This is a genomic window from Catelliglobosispora koreensis DSM 44566, from assembly GCF_000379685.1.
Taxonomy (GTDB): domain Bacteria; phylum Actinomycetota; class Actinomycetes; order Mycobacteriales; family Micromonosporaceae; genus Catelliglobosispora; species Catelliglobosispora koreensis.
The window spans coordinates 443,340-458,779 of the sequence record NZ_KB903261.1; the positions used below are offsets into that span (position 1 = coordinate 443,340).

At 59.7% G+C, this 15,440-nt stretch carries 19 protein-coding genes and 2 tRNA genes; 11 read left to right on the top strand and 10 right to left on the bottom strand.

The genetic code is table 11. The features are described from left to right. Positions 1–16: 16 nt before the first annotated feature. Genes A3E1_RS0121395 through A3E1_RS41355 form a run of 3 tightly spaced genes read right to left on the bottom strand, consistent with a single transcriptional unit; the run spans position 17 to position 1,748 of the window. Positions 17–1,021, bottom strand: coding sequence for a hypothetical protein (locus A3E1_RS0121395; RefSeq protein WP_020522843.1), 1,005 nt, complete (start codon positions 1,019–1,021; stop codon positions 17–19). Next, complete coding sequence (locus tag A3E1_RS41350; protein ID WP_020522844.1) at positions 1,018–1,479, bottom strand: hypothetical protein; 462 nt, start codon at positions 1,477–1,479, stop codon at positions 1,018–1,020. The genes A3E1_RS0121395 and A3E1_RS41350 overlap by 4 nt, the downstream gene beginning before the upstream one ends. After that, on the bottom strand, positions 1,479–1,748 hold the full coding sequence (locus A3E1_RS41355) for a DUF6284 family protein (protein ID WP_020522845.1): 270 nt from the start codon (positions 1,746–1,748) through the stop codon (positions 1,479–1,481). Before A3E1_RS41355 ends, A3E1_RS41350 begins: the two co-directional genes overlap by 1 nt. 755 nt (positions 1,749–2,503) lie before the next feature. Between A3E1_RS41355 and A3E1_RS0121410 the strand changes: the two genes are divergently transcribed. Continuing rightward, on the top strand, positions 2,504–3,280 hold the full coding sequence (locus tag A3E1_RS0121410; RefSeq protein WP_020522846.1) for a GntR family transcriptional regulator: 777 nt from the start codon (positions 2,504–2,506) through the stop codon (positions 3,278–3,280). A 16-nt stretch (positions 3,281–3,296) separates the two neighbouring features. Next, positions 3,297–4,088, top strand: coding sequence for a protein phosphatase 2C domain-containing protein (locus A3E1_RS0121415; protein WP_020522847.1), 792 nt, complete (start codon positions 3,297–3,299; stop codon positions 4,086–4,088). Positions 4,089–4,148: 60 nt separating this feature from the next. Here the strand turns inward: A3E1_RS0121415 and A3E1_RS0121420 are convergent, their stop codons facing one another. Continuing rightward, positions 4,149–4,343 carry a hypothetical protein gene (locus tag A3E1_RS0121420; RefSeq protein ID WP_083929588.1) on the bottom strand — a complete coding sequence of 65 codons (195 nt, stop codon included), beginning with the start codon at positions 4,341–4,343 and terminating at the stop codon, positions 4,149–4,151. Between the two features lie 127 nt (positions 4,344–4,470). Here A3E1_RS0121420 and A3E1_RS47265 point away from each other — a divergent pair, with 127 nt between their 5' ends. Beyond that, positions 4,471–4,668 carry a hypothetical protein gene (locus A3E1_RS47265; RefSeq protein WP_245571317.1) on the top strand — a complete coding sequence of 66 codons (198 nt, stop codon included), beginning with the start codon at positions 4,471–4,473 and terminating at the stop codon, positions 4,666–4,668. Here the strand turns inward: A3E1_RS47265 and A3E1_RS0121430 are convergent. Further along, on the bottom strand, positions 4,665–5,366 hold the full coding sequence (locus tag A3E1_RS0121430) for a hypothetical protein (RefSeq protein ID WP_245571291.1): 702 nt from the start codon (positions 5,364–5,366) through the stop codon (positions 4,665–4,667). The genes A3E1_RS47265 and A3E1_RS0121430 overlap by 4 nt on opposite strands. Before the next feature lie 742 nt (positions 5,367–6,108). Here A3E1_RS0121430 and A3E1_RS0121435 point away from each other — a divergent pair. The 3 genes from A3E1_RS0121435 to A3E1_RS0121445 all read left to right on the top strand — a co-directional run bounded on the left by A3E1_RS0121435 (position 6,109) and on the right by A3E1_RS0121445 (position 8,162). Beyond that, positions 6,109–6,831, top strand: a complete 723-nt coding sequence (locus A3E1_RS0121435; RefSeq protein ID WP_157631653.1) for a hypothetical protein — start codon at positions 6,109–6,111, stop codon at positions 6,829–6,831. A 90-nt stretch (positions 6,832–6,921) separates the two neighbouring features. After that, positions 6,922–7,626, top strand: a complete 705-nt coding sequence (locus A3E1_RS44955; protein WP_020522852.1) for a hypothetical protein — start codon at positions 6,922–6,924, stop codon at positions 7,624–7,626. Then, positions 7,623–8,162: a hypothetical protein gene (locus A3E1_RS0121445; RefSeq protein WP_020522853.1), complete on the top strand. Its 540-nt coding sequence runs from the start codon at positions 7,623–7,625 to the stop codon at positions 8,160–8,162. The genes A3E1_RS44955 and A3E1_RS0121445 overlap by 4 nt, the downstream gene beginning before the upstream one ends. Before the next feature lie 289 nt (positions 8,163–8,451). Here A3E1_RS0121445 and A3E1_RS0121450 read toward each other — a convergent pair whose 3' ends face one another. From A3E1_RS0121450 to A3E1_RS47270, 3 genes are all read right to left on the bottom strand, one after another. After that, a complete protein-coding gene (locus A3E1_RS0121450; protein ID WP_020522854.1) occupies positions 8,452–8,922 on the bottom strand; it encodes a hypothetical protein in 471 nt (156 codons plus the stop codon). Between the two features lie 446 nt (positions 8,923–9,368). Continuing rightward, a complete protein-coding gene (locus tag A3E1_RS0121460; RefSeq protein ID WP_026208684.1) occupies positions 9,369–9,680 on the bottom strand; it encodes a hypothetical protein in 312 nt (103 codons plus the stop codon). A 509-nt stretch (positions 9,681–10,189) separates the two neighbouring features. Continuing rightward, positions 10,190–10,870: a hypothetical protein gene (locus A3E1_RS47270; protein ID WP_157631654.1), complete on the bottom strand. Its 681-nt coding sequence runs from the start codon at positions 10,868–10,870 to the stop codon at positions 10,190–10,192. Positions 10,871–11,240: 370 nt separating this feature from the next. Between A3E1_RS47270 and A3E1_RS47275 the strand changes: the two genes are divergently transcribed. After that, positions 11,241–11,318: transfer RNA gene (locus tag A3E1_RS47275), tRNA-Ser, on the top strand. A gap of 150 nt (positions 11,319–11,468) precedes the next feature. On the opposite strand, the gene A3E1_RS41365 is transcribed toward A3E1_RS47275, so the two are convergent. After that, positions 11,469–11,768, bottom strand: a complete 300-nt coding sequence (locus tag A3E1_RS41365; RefSeq protein WP_026208685.1) for a site-specific integrase — start codon at positions 11,766–11,768, stop codon at positions 11,469–11,471. Between the two features lie 54 nt (positions 11,769–11,822). Here A3E1_RS41365 and A3E1_RS41370 point away from each other — a divergent pair, with 54 nt between their 5' ends. The 4 genes from A3E1_RS41370 (at position 11,823) to A3E1_RS0121490 (ending at position 14,823) form a co-directional block, all read left to right on the top strand. Further along, a complete protein-coding gene (locus A3E1_RS41370; protein WP_157631655.1) occupies positions 11,823–12,206 on the top strand; it encodes an HAD family hydrolase in 384 nt (127 codons plus the stop codon). A 363-nt stretch (positions 12,207–12,569) separates the two neighbouring features. Next, positions 12,570–13,295, top strand: a complete 726-nt coding sequence (locus A3E1_RS0121480) for a hypothetical protein (RefSeq protein ID WP_020522860.1) — start codon at positions 12,570–12,572, stop codon at positions 13,293–13,295. 950 nt (positions 13,296–14,245) lie between these two features. Then, a tRNA-Ser gene (locus A3E1_RS47280) sits at positions 14,246–14,340 on the top strand. Between the two features lie 123 nt (positions 14,341–14,463). Further along, positions 14,464–14,823: a YciI family protein gene (locus tag A3E1_RS0121490; protein WP_026208686.1), complete on the top strand. Its 360-nt coding sequence runs from the start codon at positions 14,464–14,466 to the stop codon at positions 14,821–14,823. Here the strand turns inward: A3E1_RS0121490 and A3E1_RS0121495 are convergent, their stop codons facing one another. After that, positions 14,824–15,438, bottom strand: a complete 615-nt coding sequence (locus tag A3E1_RS0121495) for a dihydrofolate reductase family protein (RefSeq protein WP_020522863.1) — start codon at positions 15,436–15,438, stop codon at positions 14,824–14,826. Between the last annotated feature and the right edge of the window lie 2 nt (positions 15,439–15,440).

Consider the following 15,440-nt stretch of genomic DNA (forward strand, 5'->3'; position numbering starts at 1 on the left):
AGTCCCGTACACGGGGTTACGCAGGAGAGGGGGCAAGCTCTGCCAGGGTTTCGCTGGCCTTGGGCCAGTACCGCTGCACCGTGCGCTCAGAGACGGCAAGCTTCGCGGCCACCTGAGCAGGCGTAGCTGACGGCATCTTCACGACCGCTTTGGCGACACGGTCAGCTGTCGTTGCCGTTTTGCTGGTTGCGGTGCGCGGCTTGGGTTTGGCGTCGGCGCTCGGCTTCGGTGCCGTCACTGCTGGCGCCAGCACGACCGGTGCCGGTGCGGTCAGTTCCGCGATCTGGTTGACCAGTGAGATACGCCGGTGTACTTCGGCGATCATTTCCGGGGTGGCCAGCAATGCCAGGCGGCGCAGCCGGTTCTCACGCATACGGCGCCATACTTTGCCGTGGTGGAGCTTGTGCGCTGTCGCCGTGAGGCGGCGGATCTGCCGCTCTGCGTGGACCTGGGAAAGGTCTGCGTCGGTCGGATCAATCAGGCCAAGGCTCACGCCGATACGCCGTGGCGTCCAGCGCCAGCTACCACGCTCTTGCCGCTTGCGTGGTGTTCCCTCAGGCTCGTCGGGCAGATACCGCGACATGACCACCGTGGCAGCCAGCAGCGGCAGCAAAATCCGTGCGGCGGCCTCAGCGAGGCTGTGTGCCGAGAGCGCCACCACGACGCCCATCGGGACGGCGATACGCCACAGCAGACGCCCGTTAGGGCCAAGGTTGCCGTAGGTCTTCCAGTGCTCATGCGCCCTGGCAGCAATCGTGATGAGGACGGCCGCGCCGACACCAGAGACCACAAACGACATCAGGCGTGGCATGTTCATAGTCAGGGCGAGTTCGAAGACGCCCTGGGCTTCCCACAGCAGCACCAAAGGTGCGGCAATGTTTCCCGCGATCATCGATAGCTTGGTGCCGCGTGTCTTGCGCCGCAACAGAAGCAGCAGCACCAGGCCGAGCACGACAGCGGCGGGGATGCGCAGGGCGGGCCAGTTCGTCACCAGCCACGCCCACATGGTTTCGGGGTTCATTTGATGCCTCCCTTGTAGGGTGCGGCACGGTGCCCGGTCAGGTAGATACGAACCCTGCCGTCACGGCTCGGGTGGGGATCGGACACGTACGTGACGTTGAAGACGTGGTGAAGGATTTCGGCCGCATGCGTTGCGGCCGCAGGGTTGCTGATCAGCCGGAACTCGACCGGCGCACCGACCGGACGCAACGGAGCAGGCCCAGACTCGGCGACAGCCTCAGAGGTGGCTTGTGCCATCCATTCCGGCAACTCCATCGGAGCAGGCTCGGCAGTGTCGGCCGGGCCGTAGATGAAGGCGAGCAGTGCGGCTTGTAGCCGGTCGGCGTCGGCGGGCGCTCCGTCGTAGAAGCTCATGATGTTCGGATAGCCAAACCGGGCAAGGACTTTCGCCACCTCAGCTGTCACACCGAACGAGAACCGGCTGTCAGCCACGTGACGATCGAGAGGGAAGCGGCTCATCAGGCCACCGCCGCAAGGACGGGGGCCACAGGTGCGGCGGGGATGAGGTTAGCCGCGGTGAGGTCGAGCAGGTCGCGCAGCGCGTTGAGCCTGCGGTGTTCGGCACGGCGCAAACGGCGCCAGTCCAGCTCAGTCGGCCCGTTCGGTGCGGTCAGAAGCCGGATTTCGGCATCCACGATGTCTAGCTCCGCTTCAATGAGCGGCCACTCAAGCTCGATAGCGGCCAACTCCGCGTCGGAGGGGCCAGACAGTTCATGCAGGGATTTCATGAGAAGTCTCAGTTCCTTCCACGACGCTGCGTACCAGGGCCAGAACGGCGCGGCTTACGCGCGCCAGAACAGCTTGGGCAGCGATCCTCAGTGGCAGACGTGGCGAACAGCGCGCCACATTCGCAGGTCCGGTACACGGACGACTTGCGGCACGTAATCCGCACAGCCGAAGCGACGGATGAGACCATGGCAAACACCTCTTCCTTAATGGGGAGACAGGGAAGCCAGGGCGCGGCACATTGGTTCGCGAGGCCAGCCGCGCCTTGGCGAAAGAGAAACAGAAGGTCAGCCAGCTAGAACGCTGGCCAAAACCGCTCCCGCACAGGGATTCGAACCCTTACCACGGCCCACCAGTGGAACTGGCCGCGTATGCGGGAACCCCGGTAGCCAACCGGGGGCTCACAGCTTGATCCAGAGTTCCGCCTGCCACCGCACTTGGCCGTTCCGGTGGGGAGTGCACTTACGCATCAACCGCCTAATGGTTCGCGGCCACACACGCCTTGTGGATACACCCACCATCACGCACCTCGCAGTGAAGGAATCGCCCTGTCACTTGCCGCTCAGGACCGCCAATGGGCTTGCCCTGACCTAGGAGTTTTCGTATGTCGCTGTGAAGTTTTCAAAGAACCGGCCTAGCTGTATGTCTGTCGGTCTGTATGCAGACCTACAAGCATGCACAGAGGCTAAGCCCACGATTGGGTCGATGTCAACACGTCTGTATGCAGACCTTCAAAGTGGCAGGTAAGGTGTTGTGCATGAGTGCCGCAGGGGGTTTCACAGACGCACGTCCGCTACAGGTGCGGATCGCAGACGACATTCGAATGAAGATCGAGACGGGTCGGCTGGCGCCAGGTGAGCAGCTTTCGACTCTCGATCAAATCGCTAACGAGTACGGCACAAGCTTGGCCGCAGTCAGGAAGGCCTTAGATCTGCTTCGCCAGCAAGGTCTCGTGGTGACTGTGCAAGGCAAGGGGTCGTACGTGCGGGAACGACCGTCCACAAGGCGACGGGGTATCGACCGTTACTCCCGGAGCACTTGGGCGCAGGGAAAGGCGCTGCACACTGCTGAAGCCGAATCGCAGGGACGGAGCGCGGGCCAACAGCTACGCGAACTCGCGGAAGTTCCCGCTCCCGCAGTTGTGGCAGACCAATTTGGAATTCCCGAAGGCACCCCCGTTTGGGTCCGTCGCCGCACGACCTTCATCGACAATCGGCCGAATCAGCTAGCGGACTCGTACTACGAACTCGATGTTGTTCGGGGAACACGGATTCAGGAGGAAAACACTGGCCCTGGCGGCGGCTTCGCCCGGCTGGAGGAAGCGGGTCACAGACTCGATCGCATCCGTGAGGAGCTGGCCGTTCGCATGCCAACGGGTCCGGAATCTGTGGCTCTGCGATTGCCCGCAGGAACTCCGGTCGTTGATTTGGTTCGGACCACTTACGACGTAAAGGGCCGCGCAGTAGAGGTGATGCTGGCAACGCTGGCGGGGGACATGGTCGGCTTCGCTTACGAATTCCCAATCCCTGACTAGGTAAGAAGGCTTTCGAATGTTCGAGACATACGCGGTAACCGAGGCTGCCCCTGGTCGGCCGAATGAGGACTTCTACTTAGCCTCCGGAGAATGGCTGATCGTCATGGACGGCGTCGCTCCGACGCCAGGGCAGGCAAACGGCTGCACACATGGCGTTCGATGGTTCGTTAATCACTTGGGCGCTGAGCTTGCGGCCTCCCTGTCAAACGCGTCCGACAGCGCACCGTTGGAGCAGCTGCTAGCGGAAGCGATCGGACACACTGCAACGCTGCACGGGCCGGAATGCGATCTTTCAACCCCGTTGACTCCCGCTGCCACAGTCGGCATCGTTCGGCAGACGAGCACTAGCCTCGACTGGTTGGTCCTGGGCGACGTAACCGTTGCGTGGCTTAGTAAAGACGATTCGCCCGGCTCTGTTACGGACGACAGACTTGAGCACCTGCCCAACGCACCTATCGTCATTAGCGACGTTCGACGGTATGACCCTGAATTCGTGATGAAGGTGCGGAACCGTCCCGGAGGATTTTGGGTCGCAGCATCAGAATCTGACGCGGCAAACGAAGCTCTGACGGGCTCTTTCGCCCTAGCCGACATCGTCACCATTGGGGTCTTTACCGATGGCCTCAGTCGGCTCGCCGAGCGTTACGGTCGGTCCTGGTTGGACATTTTCGCCTTGGCCGCTTCCAAAGGTATGCATTCCCTGGTCGCAGATGTGCGAGCAGCTGAAATCGCCGACCCAGACCCGACACGGTGGCGCGGCAAGACACACGACGATGCCACCGGGATTATCTGGCGCCGGATTAGCTGATCTGGTCGTGATTGAGACATGCCTCTAGCTCGGCTGGGTCGTCTTCTGAACCTGTGGTTTCTAGTCGCGGTAGTCGTGGTAGGCGATGGCGGCGATCTCCTGGGCGGTGTGGTTGAAGATGAAGTCCCAGCCGACATCGAGCAGCATCTCAGTGAAGATCTCGCGTGCCTGGTCTTGGGTGAGGCTGTACTTGGCCACCATGACCGCGAGGGTCGCGGCTTCACGGATCACGTAGAAGCTCGTACCGGAGACCATGGCCTGACCGTAGTGATCCACTTGGGGGAGCTGGCTACAGCCGAACGGCTAAACCTCACCGCGTTTGACCTGCGATGATGCGTTGCTCTAGCTGGCTTAGCTGCTGATCTGCATACTCGCCAAGGTGATGATCTGTACGTGCTGCGGCCAGTGGCGGGTGGAGACCATCGTGATCTCCGTTCCCCGCTACGGTGCACGTCAGCGGCTGCGGATCACCAACGGACGCCACTACGTCGGGGATTTCGCCAACCCGCACGAGGTCGCCGCGGTGCTCGCCCAAAACGGTGTGCTGGACCGGATGACCGAGGTTGAAAAGCCCTGCTAGGCAACATCTTTCACGACGCGCAGCGCCGGGCGCTGAGCCTCGGCAGCCTGTGGTGGGCGCCAGTCACGCGGGACATGCAGGGTCACCTGGCGGGGCTGGCTGGCGCTGCCTTTGCCTTGTGACTGGGCTTGGATCACGCACCCTTGCAGACGGCCGCGCCCGTGGTTGAGGCCGAACCAGGTCTGCTGGGTCGTGCGCAACATCAGATCGGCGCCGGGCCACATGCCCGGCTCGGAGCAGTGCACCAACAGCACGCTTTCCCGTGCCCGTAGGCGGGCTGAGATTCGTGCTGCCTCACCAGGTTTGACCGGCGCGGCCGGGGCGAACGCCACGAGGTCGAACCCGTCAATCATCGTGGTCACCACTTCCAGCCACAGATCGCGCGGGTAAGGGACCATGACCATACGGTCTAAGACGATGCCTTGTTCTTTGGCCGCCATCACGCCAAGCCACGGCATGCCAACGAATCCCACCCACGAACCTGCCTGCGTCGCCTCACCCAAAGCCGCATACATCAGATACAGCGAGCCGAGAGAACGCTCGATGACCACGGTGGATCCACGGCGCAAACCCTGACCAGGAAACAGATGCCGCAACTCCGGGATCACCGGCAGCGCCTTATCCGTCGCGAGGCCAGCCGCGGGCGAGGCGAGATCACTCGCCCGCTTCACACCCGGCACCGCTAACGGCTTACCCACGCCATCCAGGCTATCGAACATAGGTTCGAACTTGTGAGAGGCTGTGCCAGCCTCTAGCGTCAGCTGCAAGCTGTGCCCAAATCCAGTACCTACTGGCGCAAAGCGCCGCCAGAAATGCGAGCGAACGTTTAATCAAAGCGAACGCCTCAGCTCGGCGGCCGGTAATCCGGCTCAGACCAGGCTTGTGCGAATTGAGCCAGAACTCCAGACTGCTCAGTTTGCCCCGAAACCTAAGGTTTCGTATTCTTCGAACCTGCGTGCGACACCCTGTGGCGCCCATCACGTAGCGTGGCCAACGTCGCGCTTATCGAAAGTTCGTCAAGAATCTTTTTTCCACAGCATGACGATCGAAAAATTGCAGGTCGGCGCTCTATCCACATTGTTAAGGATGTGGTTGTCCACATTCTATGCACAGATTATCCAGCGTTATCCACACCTTTTCCACACGTTGTCCACACCTCTGTCCACATGAAGTCCTGGCTTTGAGGATTTACGAGGTGTACGGTCCCATCTTGGTCGGAGCAGGCGTCCGATCTGGACTGATGCAAATGAGTGAGTATTGCTCTGCGTAGCTGGGGTGCGGCGGCCGCGCGATGATCTTCGGTAACGAACTTTCAATTCCAATTAGCATCTAAACGGACTAATTGGGTATCCCTTCGAGCAATTGATCGGGAGATCGATGCACCGTCACCATGGGATGATGGGGGTTGAGCTTTCGCCACCTGGAAGGGCGTGGTGAATCTTGGCACCCACGAACGACACCCGCCACCTCGGTCCAGACGATGAATGGCCTGATCATCCGAAATCATGGTTCCGAGACGCGTTAGCGGAAGCCAAGGCCGCTGGCTGGGTATTGATCAAGTTCAGCGGCTACAGCTTCGGTCTGGCCGCTTGTAAAGACCCCTACGGTGATGAGCCACATTGTGAGTTCCCAATCTTCAAAACTGGCAAGGCCGGAGAATCGGCCGCTAGGGAACTTCAAACCAAGATTCGAAATTGCACCCACGCCGCCGACGGCGGGACCGTCGGCAGGGCGGCGCAGATGGTCGAAAAGGCCGAACGACTTACGGATGCCGCTGAGTCCCTCCTCAACAGGGATGAGTCGTTAGATCGTTCGAGCAAGACTTTGTTGAGAGTCGAGGAGTTGCTTGAGCAGGCCAATTTCCGGGCGGATGAGAGTGCCGAGATCCTTGAGCAAGCCATGGAGATCGAGGCGGCAGCGCAGGCCCTAGGTGAAGAGGCTTTTGCATTCGAGACTGACGCTAGGGAGAAACTGGCAGAAGCCGAGGTAGCAAGTGACCTTCCGTTAGCGGCCGTCGTGGATGTGGCCGAAGGCGTCGCCGACGCCGCCAAACAGAAGGTGAAACTCCTTACGCAGCGGAGCCCAAGGCGTCTTCTCATGGCACGGCTTTCGCAGATCAAGGATCGGATCCGAGAGATTCGTGCCCATTTGGGCGGCCTATAACAAACCAATATCTCATTGAGGTAGGCTGTTGGCAGATGCCAACAGTCGACCTATGCTGAACCCTCTTGTCTGAGGTGGTGGGTGAAAGCCATGTACCGCATTCCCCTGCATGTAAGCGGTGTCGATCTAAAGAGTCCTGAAACGCTTGAAGTCATCGAGCAGTGCCTGACGGACGTCGTTTGGACTGAAGTCAGCGGGAGAGTGCTCGCCATTGTCTACACAGATTCAACCGACCGTGTAGGCGAAGCACTCCAAGCTGTACGCAAGATACTTCACAAGCTGCCGACGGCCGTGGTTTACGAGGTAGACCAAGACCTCGTGAACATCTCTGATATTGCACACCGGATTGGGTTCACTCGTGAGGCCGTCCGGAACTGGGTTGACGGCAAGCGAGGCCCTGGTGGCTTCCCTATTCACTGCGGAACACCTGGCGGAGACCAGAAGGTTTGGCGGTGGGGTGCGGTAGCTGGCTGGCTTGAGGAGCACTACGGCCTGGTCGAGGACGACAAGGCATTGCCGGGCGACGAGATCGCCCGGATAAACAGCGCCATTCAGCGTGTCGTGGAGAACATCGATTACGAGTGGGATCTTGTGCAGATCGCAAGCAGCATGACCACAACTGCCGCGTCCACAGGTGTCGCAGTGGACAAGTCCCTACCGAGGCACATCACGGCCGCCTTGAAAGACAAGGTGCTGTCGGGTTCTGCTCAGGCTGGCTGGGGGTCGTCGATTCGCGGTTCCGAGATTTCTGCTGGCACGCGTCGACGTGACGCTGGAAAAGTTGGAAGCAAATGAGTCAGGAAACAAGCCAGCCACTTCTCGTTGACTCGAATCCAGAGGGCGCACTTGAGCACGATCTTTCTGCCTTCATTGAGCAGGCGGAGCTAACTGGGGTCAGGCTTACCTCTGTCTTCGGCGCGGTAAAGAGTGAAGATCCCGTGACGGCAGTCGGTATGACTCAGAAGATCCGGCCGCAGATACGTTATCGCATTGATGGGTTTGACTGTAAATTTGATGTTGACAGCCGGATCCTCGACGGAGACGGAGAGGAACGCGCGCGGATCGCAGTGCACATTGTTGCGTCGTTCGACGTTCCAGGCGACCTCAGGGACATCGATGGCGGACCTCCGCAGGAACTACTAACTCTCTTTGTCCAGCAAGTGGCCTACTTCGTAGTCTTCCCGTACCTGCGGGCGACAATCCAGGATATGTCCATGAAGCTCGGACTCGGTGCGATCACGCTGGGCCTCCTCCGTGCAGACGGCAACCCAACTAACTTCACATTCGCCCCGCTTGCCACCGCTAGCGCGGCCCCCACAAGCGAAGCCTGATCAACATTCATGTGATCGGTTCTAGCTTCAACGAACGCTGCTGAACGAAGCTAAGGCCTCTGAAAGCGGGAGTGTGCGCTGTTGTCACCGCTTGTCATCACCGGGCGGTGACAACATCAAATCTTCCCCTAGCTGCGGCAACGGAACTCAAAGCCGTGATTGTCACCCTGTCACCGCTGTCACCCCTCGGCAGGGACACCCAAGAGCATGATTGGCCGCCTTCGGCGGCTCATTGCTGAGCGACCTTCGGTCGCATAACCGCCGGGCCAGGTGTCAACACATCTGCGAGCTACTTGTCTTCGAGCTTGCCCAGCTGCTTAATTAGATCTTGTGCGCTGTCTTCGACCAGTTCAGGGAAGGGCCGGAGGACATCGCTGGTGTTGGCGTGCCGAACGCTAGCAAGGAATCGCTCACGTGTGGCCTCGTCCTGGACTTCGGCGCCACGGATCATGCCGAGAGCCTGTTCGCATAGGTCGACGGCGCACTCCCAAACAGGTTTGATCTGACCTTCGGGACACTGGGCAAGTTGTTCCCGGCATCCGCTGAGCGCGGTCTCCAGACGTGCCTGGTCGGCGTCGATGTTTTCGAGGAGAAGCCTGCTGTACAGCTCCCGCCACGCCTCGCGCCGTGGGACCATCTTCGGCTCTGTGGGCGAACCGATGTTGAGCAGTCGCGGGCCAGGGTCTTCCTCATACAGGAGGCAGTTGGTGGCCAATGACCAGGCCAGAGTCTCGTCATCGGTTGATCGGTCTTCGGTCATGGCGATTACGGTACCGCTACCCAGCGACAATCTTAGATGCAATCGTTCTCAAAGCGCCCACAGCCAGCACGCCAGGAGATACGCCGCTGCGGCAAACCCGCCAGAGAGCCTGGTGAAGAAAGCCCACCAAAGGCTAAGCGAATAGTGGCGGTGCGCAGCCAAGGCACCGCCAGTTTTGAGCCCTGCTACGTCTTGAAGCGGCTTAACGGTGATGCCTGCAACGTGCGCGGCACCCCATGCATGAGTCAGACAGAACCCCGCAACCAGCACGGCACTGACGAAAATTGCAATCGGCCACCGCAGGCCGGCATCTGCGAATTTGCTGGTCAAGTCACTGAATCCGAGCGCAACGAGGACGACTAGACCGCCACTCATCGCCTTTAGCTGTGTATCTAACGAGGTTAGCTTTGCTTTCAGCTCCCCCACGGTAGGCGGGTCGATTCTTTTCAGTCCCAAGGCTTGTCCCAGGTGCCGCAGAGCGACGCGACCGCTTGACGCACCTGTTCACGCGTCCTGCCCGAGGCGAACGCCATAGCCACGAACTCAGCCAGAGCCCTCACATGCGGATCGGGTGTCTGCGGGGCGTGGTCCAGCGCCTTAAGAACGAGACGTATTGTCTCCTGCTGAATCAGCTTGATGTCTTTGGGCTCTAGACCTGCCTGGTCCACGGGGTGAAGGTCCATTTCCAGGGCGCGCTTGATGCCATCATTGACGCCGAACTGGACCAACGGCCCAAAATCCCGGGCAGGCTGAGTCATATCTTGTACCCCCGTTGGACTCGCTGACATCATCGTTTCTAGTCCTGTATACCGGGGTCTGGCCTGATGCGCTGTATATACGCGCTATTGCCACACTTTGTGAAGACACCAAACTGATCGTGGCGATTACGAGCTTCCGCCCGGTCGCCTCGACAGTTCACAAACGACTCAGCATGTTCGATTGCTTTGTGTGCCAAGGGTTCTGTAACGTCGCACCGGTCCGTGCTGGGGTCATCCTGGCCTTCTGTCATCGCTCGGCACGGACACCCCAAGAGCATGATTGGCCGCCTTCGGCAGCTCACCGTTGAGCGACCTTCGGTCGCGAAACGCGGCCCGCTGTCACCGCCTGTCATCACAGGACGGTGACAACATCAAACCTTCCCCCAACTGCGGCGATTGAGATCCAAACGATGACTGTCACCGTGTCACCGCTGTCATCGTTCCGCATGCACCGAGAGAGGGTCTACCCCGGTTGCGGCTACTAAGCCCTACTCAAGAAGCACGTGTTGCTATACGCCTTTTGCCAGCGTTATGAGAAGCGTGGCGAGATCCATTGGTCGATGGATGTGGCCAGTAGCTTTGGAAGGCCTACAGTCGTGCGGCGCGCTATCTGCGGGGCAGTTGCACGGTATTGAATACTCCTCGTAAGTAATGGTTCCAACATGCGGTGGGAGGACGTAGTAACTGCCGTCTCGTTCCCGATCCACGACACCGAATCTGAGCGGCATGCCACCTTCCAATACGGTGCCCCGTGCTCGTCTGAGCTTGCCGTCTTCGCACAGGAAGGCGATCGGAAGTCGATCGACGACGCGATCCGGCCGGTAGTCGGACAGAACACCGATGGGATAGCCCCTCATCATGGCGCCAGCGGTGAGGGGACGGCGCTTCCAAAGCGAGCGTCTTGTTTTCTCAGGTTTATGCGGACCAGAGAGGCCCACGCTTCGTGGATAGCCTTTCGTTGCCATGAACTCAAGAAACTGTCTGCAAAGCGTGCTACCACCGACGCCGAGAGCAGATTCCGGGTCTGTACCCTCTAACGCGGCGTCGCGCCTTTCGAACTCAAGTGCTATGGCCTCTGTCTGAGCTTGAATTGCGGCCCGCACCGCTGCGGCTCGCGCAGCGAGCTCAGCCGCAGTACGGTCGGCCTCGATGCTTGCTTGGAGCAGTTCTTTGAACGCGTCCTCATGCATCTGTAGCTCCGATTCGCCGCTGGTTCGCGAGCCTGGGCCGACCCGTCAACAAACATCTATATGATCCGACCTTCGAAATTGGCTGGGATCGGCCGATCACATTGATTCAGATGCTCATCGGTATGAACCGTGGAACCTGCCAAACTCCAAGTAGCGTCAGTCGTGTCTCGACACAAACAGCGGCTGAACCATTAGCTAATGGTTCAGCCGCTGTTGATCTGTCACCCCGGACTCGCGCCCTACATGGATGAAATTTTGCAAACTTAATATACTAACTATATTTAGACAAGCGTGCGTTGGGTGAGTAGCTAATTGATGATGTGCTGCGGCCTATTGGCGGCCAAACGTCGGTGGATTCTAAGAAAACAGCAGCTCAGAGCATGTAGATCATCTGGTCTTGAAAACCACTAGGGGTGCAAGCCCCTCGGGGGTTCGAATCCCTCACCCTCTGCTGGTGGACCTGCATAAACGCAGGTAGGGGCTAGCCTCAAGGAATCTTGAGACTAGCCCCTCTTTCGTACCCGTGTACGACTGTGTACGGCTGGATCTTGTTGTTTGCGGGTGTTCACGGAGTATGCGCGGAGTTTTCTGAGCCGCGTTATGCCTGGTCGGCTTCGCTATCTGGCGCGGTTACGGAGTCAACTGGCCTTCCGTAGAGGGTTGTCGCACGGTCGATCATGTCGAGTGCGGCTTTCTCCTGACCGCTCATGAGCTTGGCGTAGAAAGCCCAGATCACGCTCTCGCTGTTGCCAGCCCAAGCAGCGGCCTGGCTGATCGAAACCCCGGCGAGCAGCCAGAACGAGATAGCAAAGTGCCGCAGGTCGTATTCGCGGGCTTTGGTGTAGAGACTCTGGCAGGCGCGCTGGCCGAACCTCTGGATAAGGTGCGGGCTGGCCAACTTGCACCAGCCTCCCTCGCAATCCGGATCTTGCTTATCGAAGTGGCTGACCGCATGAGAGAAGTCTTGCGGCGCAACGGTGTCAGTCTGCCCAGCGATGTGGCGCGGACCAATGACCCGCTTGCGGTCTTGGAATTCGCCTCAGGTCATAAAGATCTGGTGATCCCAGTTGGGGATGCGTTGATAGCGGTCGAAGTGGAAGCGGTTCAGTTGGCCGGACCAAGGCTGTACGCGGTGGAGTTCATGGCCGCTGTCCGTGAGTCAGGCAAGCGTCTGGCGATTGTTAGTAATAACGGCTCAGAGGCAGTTCAGGCAAATTTGGAGAGGGTGACGGCGTCAGTCTCTGTTGAAGTCGTGATTGGACGGGCTTACAGGAGGCCGGATCTGATGAAACCGCACGTTTCCCAGTGCAGCGGGCACTTAGAGATCTTCGCGTAAGTGCGCAAGCAGCCGTCCTGTTAGGAGATTCCCGCAGCGATATTGAGGTATCCAATGAGGCGGGGGGTCGCTTCCATTGGATTCGCCAACAAGGCTGGCAAGGCGGATCTACTGCGTTCGGCTGGTGCGACCGCTGTTGTCGAGAGTCACGATGCCTTTCAGGCGTTGATCGAGGCAGTGCGGACCATTTAGGCATAGAAGTGCTCGAATGCCCCGGTGGAGCTTTGCGAGTTTGTGCAAGACAACTAGCAGCAGTGGACCTTGCGGATCACGAATGCGACCTTGGTGCCAAGTTTCCCCTCTGTCTACGCTCCACACCGGGACAGAGGCTAGCGGTCCTTATCCCCCAAGCAAAGGAGTGACATGACCGCAGGTACCAAGTTCATCTCGGCGGTGACCTTCGTCGCTGTGAGTCTGGTGGCAGTTTCTTCGTCTCCGGCTGTTGCCGACCCGGCCGACGAGAAAGGCGCCGAGAGCCGGGGCGTTACAACGGTTACGACGCCTGCCCGGACCGTGTTCGGACCCAGCGACCCCAATTTCATCACGTGGACCGCGATGGACGGCAAAGTCCATTTCGCACGTGCACTACAGCCAGACGAGATCGTGGCTAGAGGCCTAAACAAGAACGCTCCAAATGCCGAGATTCGAGTCGTTGCTCCGACTGTCGTCAAAGCAACTGCGGCGAAATCGCCAGTAGTGCCCACTCAGAAGCCATCGAACGCGATTGCACCGGCGGGCGTTGGCATCCTTAGCTGCTGGGACGACTGGTGGTATCAGGGTTGGTCCGGTGGCGGCGGGCTCCACGGGCGGACCGAACTCACGTGGTGCAGTGACGGCACCTGGATCACCGACGTGTGGAAGAACTGCTTCGGCATCGATGGCGGCTACCCAAGTTACGAATTCCTGAGCTGCACGATGTCCGAAACCTACGGCGTGAACTGGAGCGCCTGGGATGTCAAGACCGTACTTCAGCTCTGCGACGCGTGGATACCTCTGTGGGGAACCTGCGGGCACACCCGCACTTTCTGGGCAAAATTCCGCCACGGCGCTCAGGGTCAGATCGTCGAACTGGAGTGGCACCTCGGATAAGGCATTGATACGCTGTTTTGCAAGATATACTCAGAAGTTTCGATGAGGAGCGACTAGGTGGAGTCCAATACGGAACGTGAACCTTGGAGCAACACTCGAAAGGTCCTAACAGGCCTTGCCGTGGTCGCAGCCGTACTTCTGCTGATATGCCTCGTTGGCGTAGTTCTGGCCAACACACCTTCCTCGGACCAACGCCAGTCAACCAACCCGTCAAGTACTGCTGCTGTTAGCGCAAGCCCTGCAGCCAACTAGATAGATTGACTACGTTCCATGCGTGGTGGACCGGCAGGCGCCCGGTCCACCACGTTGTTTCTCTATCAGCAAATAGCAGGGTCAGGTTTTATAGCGTAATCGGAGTTGAGAACGTGAAAGCTGACATCGCTCGGACAGTCGGCGCACTCACACTGGCCTTTGTCGTTTTCTGGGTGGTGTGGGTAATCGAGTTGTTCATTTTCCAAAAGGCACTTGCGGCAGGCCACGTCGTTCTACCACTGCTCGCTGCGGGCTACGTGGTGTGGCATTTCCTGCTTAGGAAGACCTCCCGGCAGAGCGCTTAGGTGGGAACAGGGCGAACAAAGTGAACGCGAGCCAATCACTTGACGGCAACGTGAGTTGCATCCCTCAGATTTCCTGCAATGGCCGCAACCCCCGCAACCGAGCAGCTCAGACCGTATTTCACCGCCAAAATAGAGATCGTTTGAGGTCAGCCGGTGGCCGAATCCGTCTCATTCATCGGGACACGAAGATCTCAAGTAGCACATGACCTGTGCGGTTGCGTTGCGGGTATCTGCGTCCCTCGTCCGGACCGAAACCCATCACGTTTCGTAGCCGTCTGCCCGTCTGACTCAGCACCTCTAGGGCCACTGGCTAGATCACTAAGCCTTCAGGGCGTATGTATGAAACCGCGATCACGGGGGGCTTGCGGAAAATACGCGGAAAAATCCAAACATAGAGCGAGTTTCAGCAGGTAAGAGCAAGAAGACGCGTGGTCTTGAAAACCACTAGGGGTGCAAGCCCCTCGGGGGTTCGAATCCCTCACCCTCTGCGGAAAAGGGCTAGTTCCAAGATTTTCTTGGAACTAGCCCTTTCTTCGTGTCGGATCCGGCGGTCGCCGTTCGTAGCGTAGGTGGAGGCGGACACCGGGTCCGGCCGAGCAAAGGGAGCGAACATGCCCGAGTACCTCATCTACTTCAACCAGCAATGGGTGGGCGATCACCCCGAGGAGTGGTACGGCACGCGCGCACCACTCGCCATGGCGGTCGTCAACGAGATAAAGGCTGCCGGGGAATACCTCTTCGCCGGAGGGCTAGAGGAGGACGGCCCGGTCTTCAGCGCCGACGCCACGAGCGGCACGGTGTTGTTCACCGACGGGCCGTATGTCGAAACTAAGGAGTTCCTGGGCGGACTGACCGTGGTCGACGTGCCCGACGAGGAGAGGGCCAGAATGTGGGCCGGCAAGATCGCCGAAGCGTGCGGCTGGCCTCAAGAGGTTCGCCGGTTCGGCCGGGTGCCCCAAATCGAGGGGTGACTACGGGTTCGAGGCGGCCGTTTCGTACCGTGGGCGGCCGCCCGGCCGGTAGACCTGGATCGTCACGCCTATCGCGGTGGTGCGTGACTCGACCAGGTCAAGCGCCAGGTCAGGGCCGGAACCGGGGAACAATCGGGTGCCCTGGCCGACGACTATCGGGCAGGTGAACAGGATCATCTCGTCCACAAGCCCGTGGTTGAGCAGTGAGCGGATGAGGTTGCCGCTGCCGTGGACTTGCAGTTCGCCTCCCGGCTGGGCTTTCAGCTCACGGATGGCGTCCGTTCCGGACAGGACAGTCGTGTGTGCCCACCGCGCTTCGGTGAGCGTGGTCGACGCGACGTACTTGGGCTGCCGGTTCAGCGGCCCGGCGATGGGATTGCTGTCCGGGTCGGGCATCACGCCCCAGTACCCAGCGAAGATCTCGTAGGTCCGCCGCCCGAACAGGAACGCGTCTGCGCGCTGAAAGACTTGGTAGGCAAAGGCTGCGGCCTCGTCATCGAAATACGGCGTGGCCCATCCGCCGCGCTCGAATCCACCGCTGCGGTCCTCGTCTTGCCCGCCGAGGCCCTGCATCACGCCGTCGACGGTGACCCAGGTGATGGTGGTGAGCTTCATGG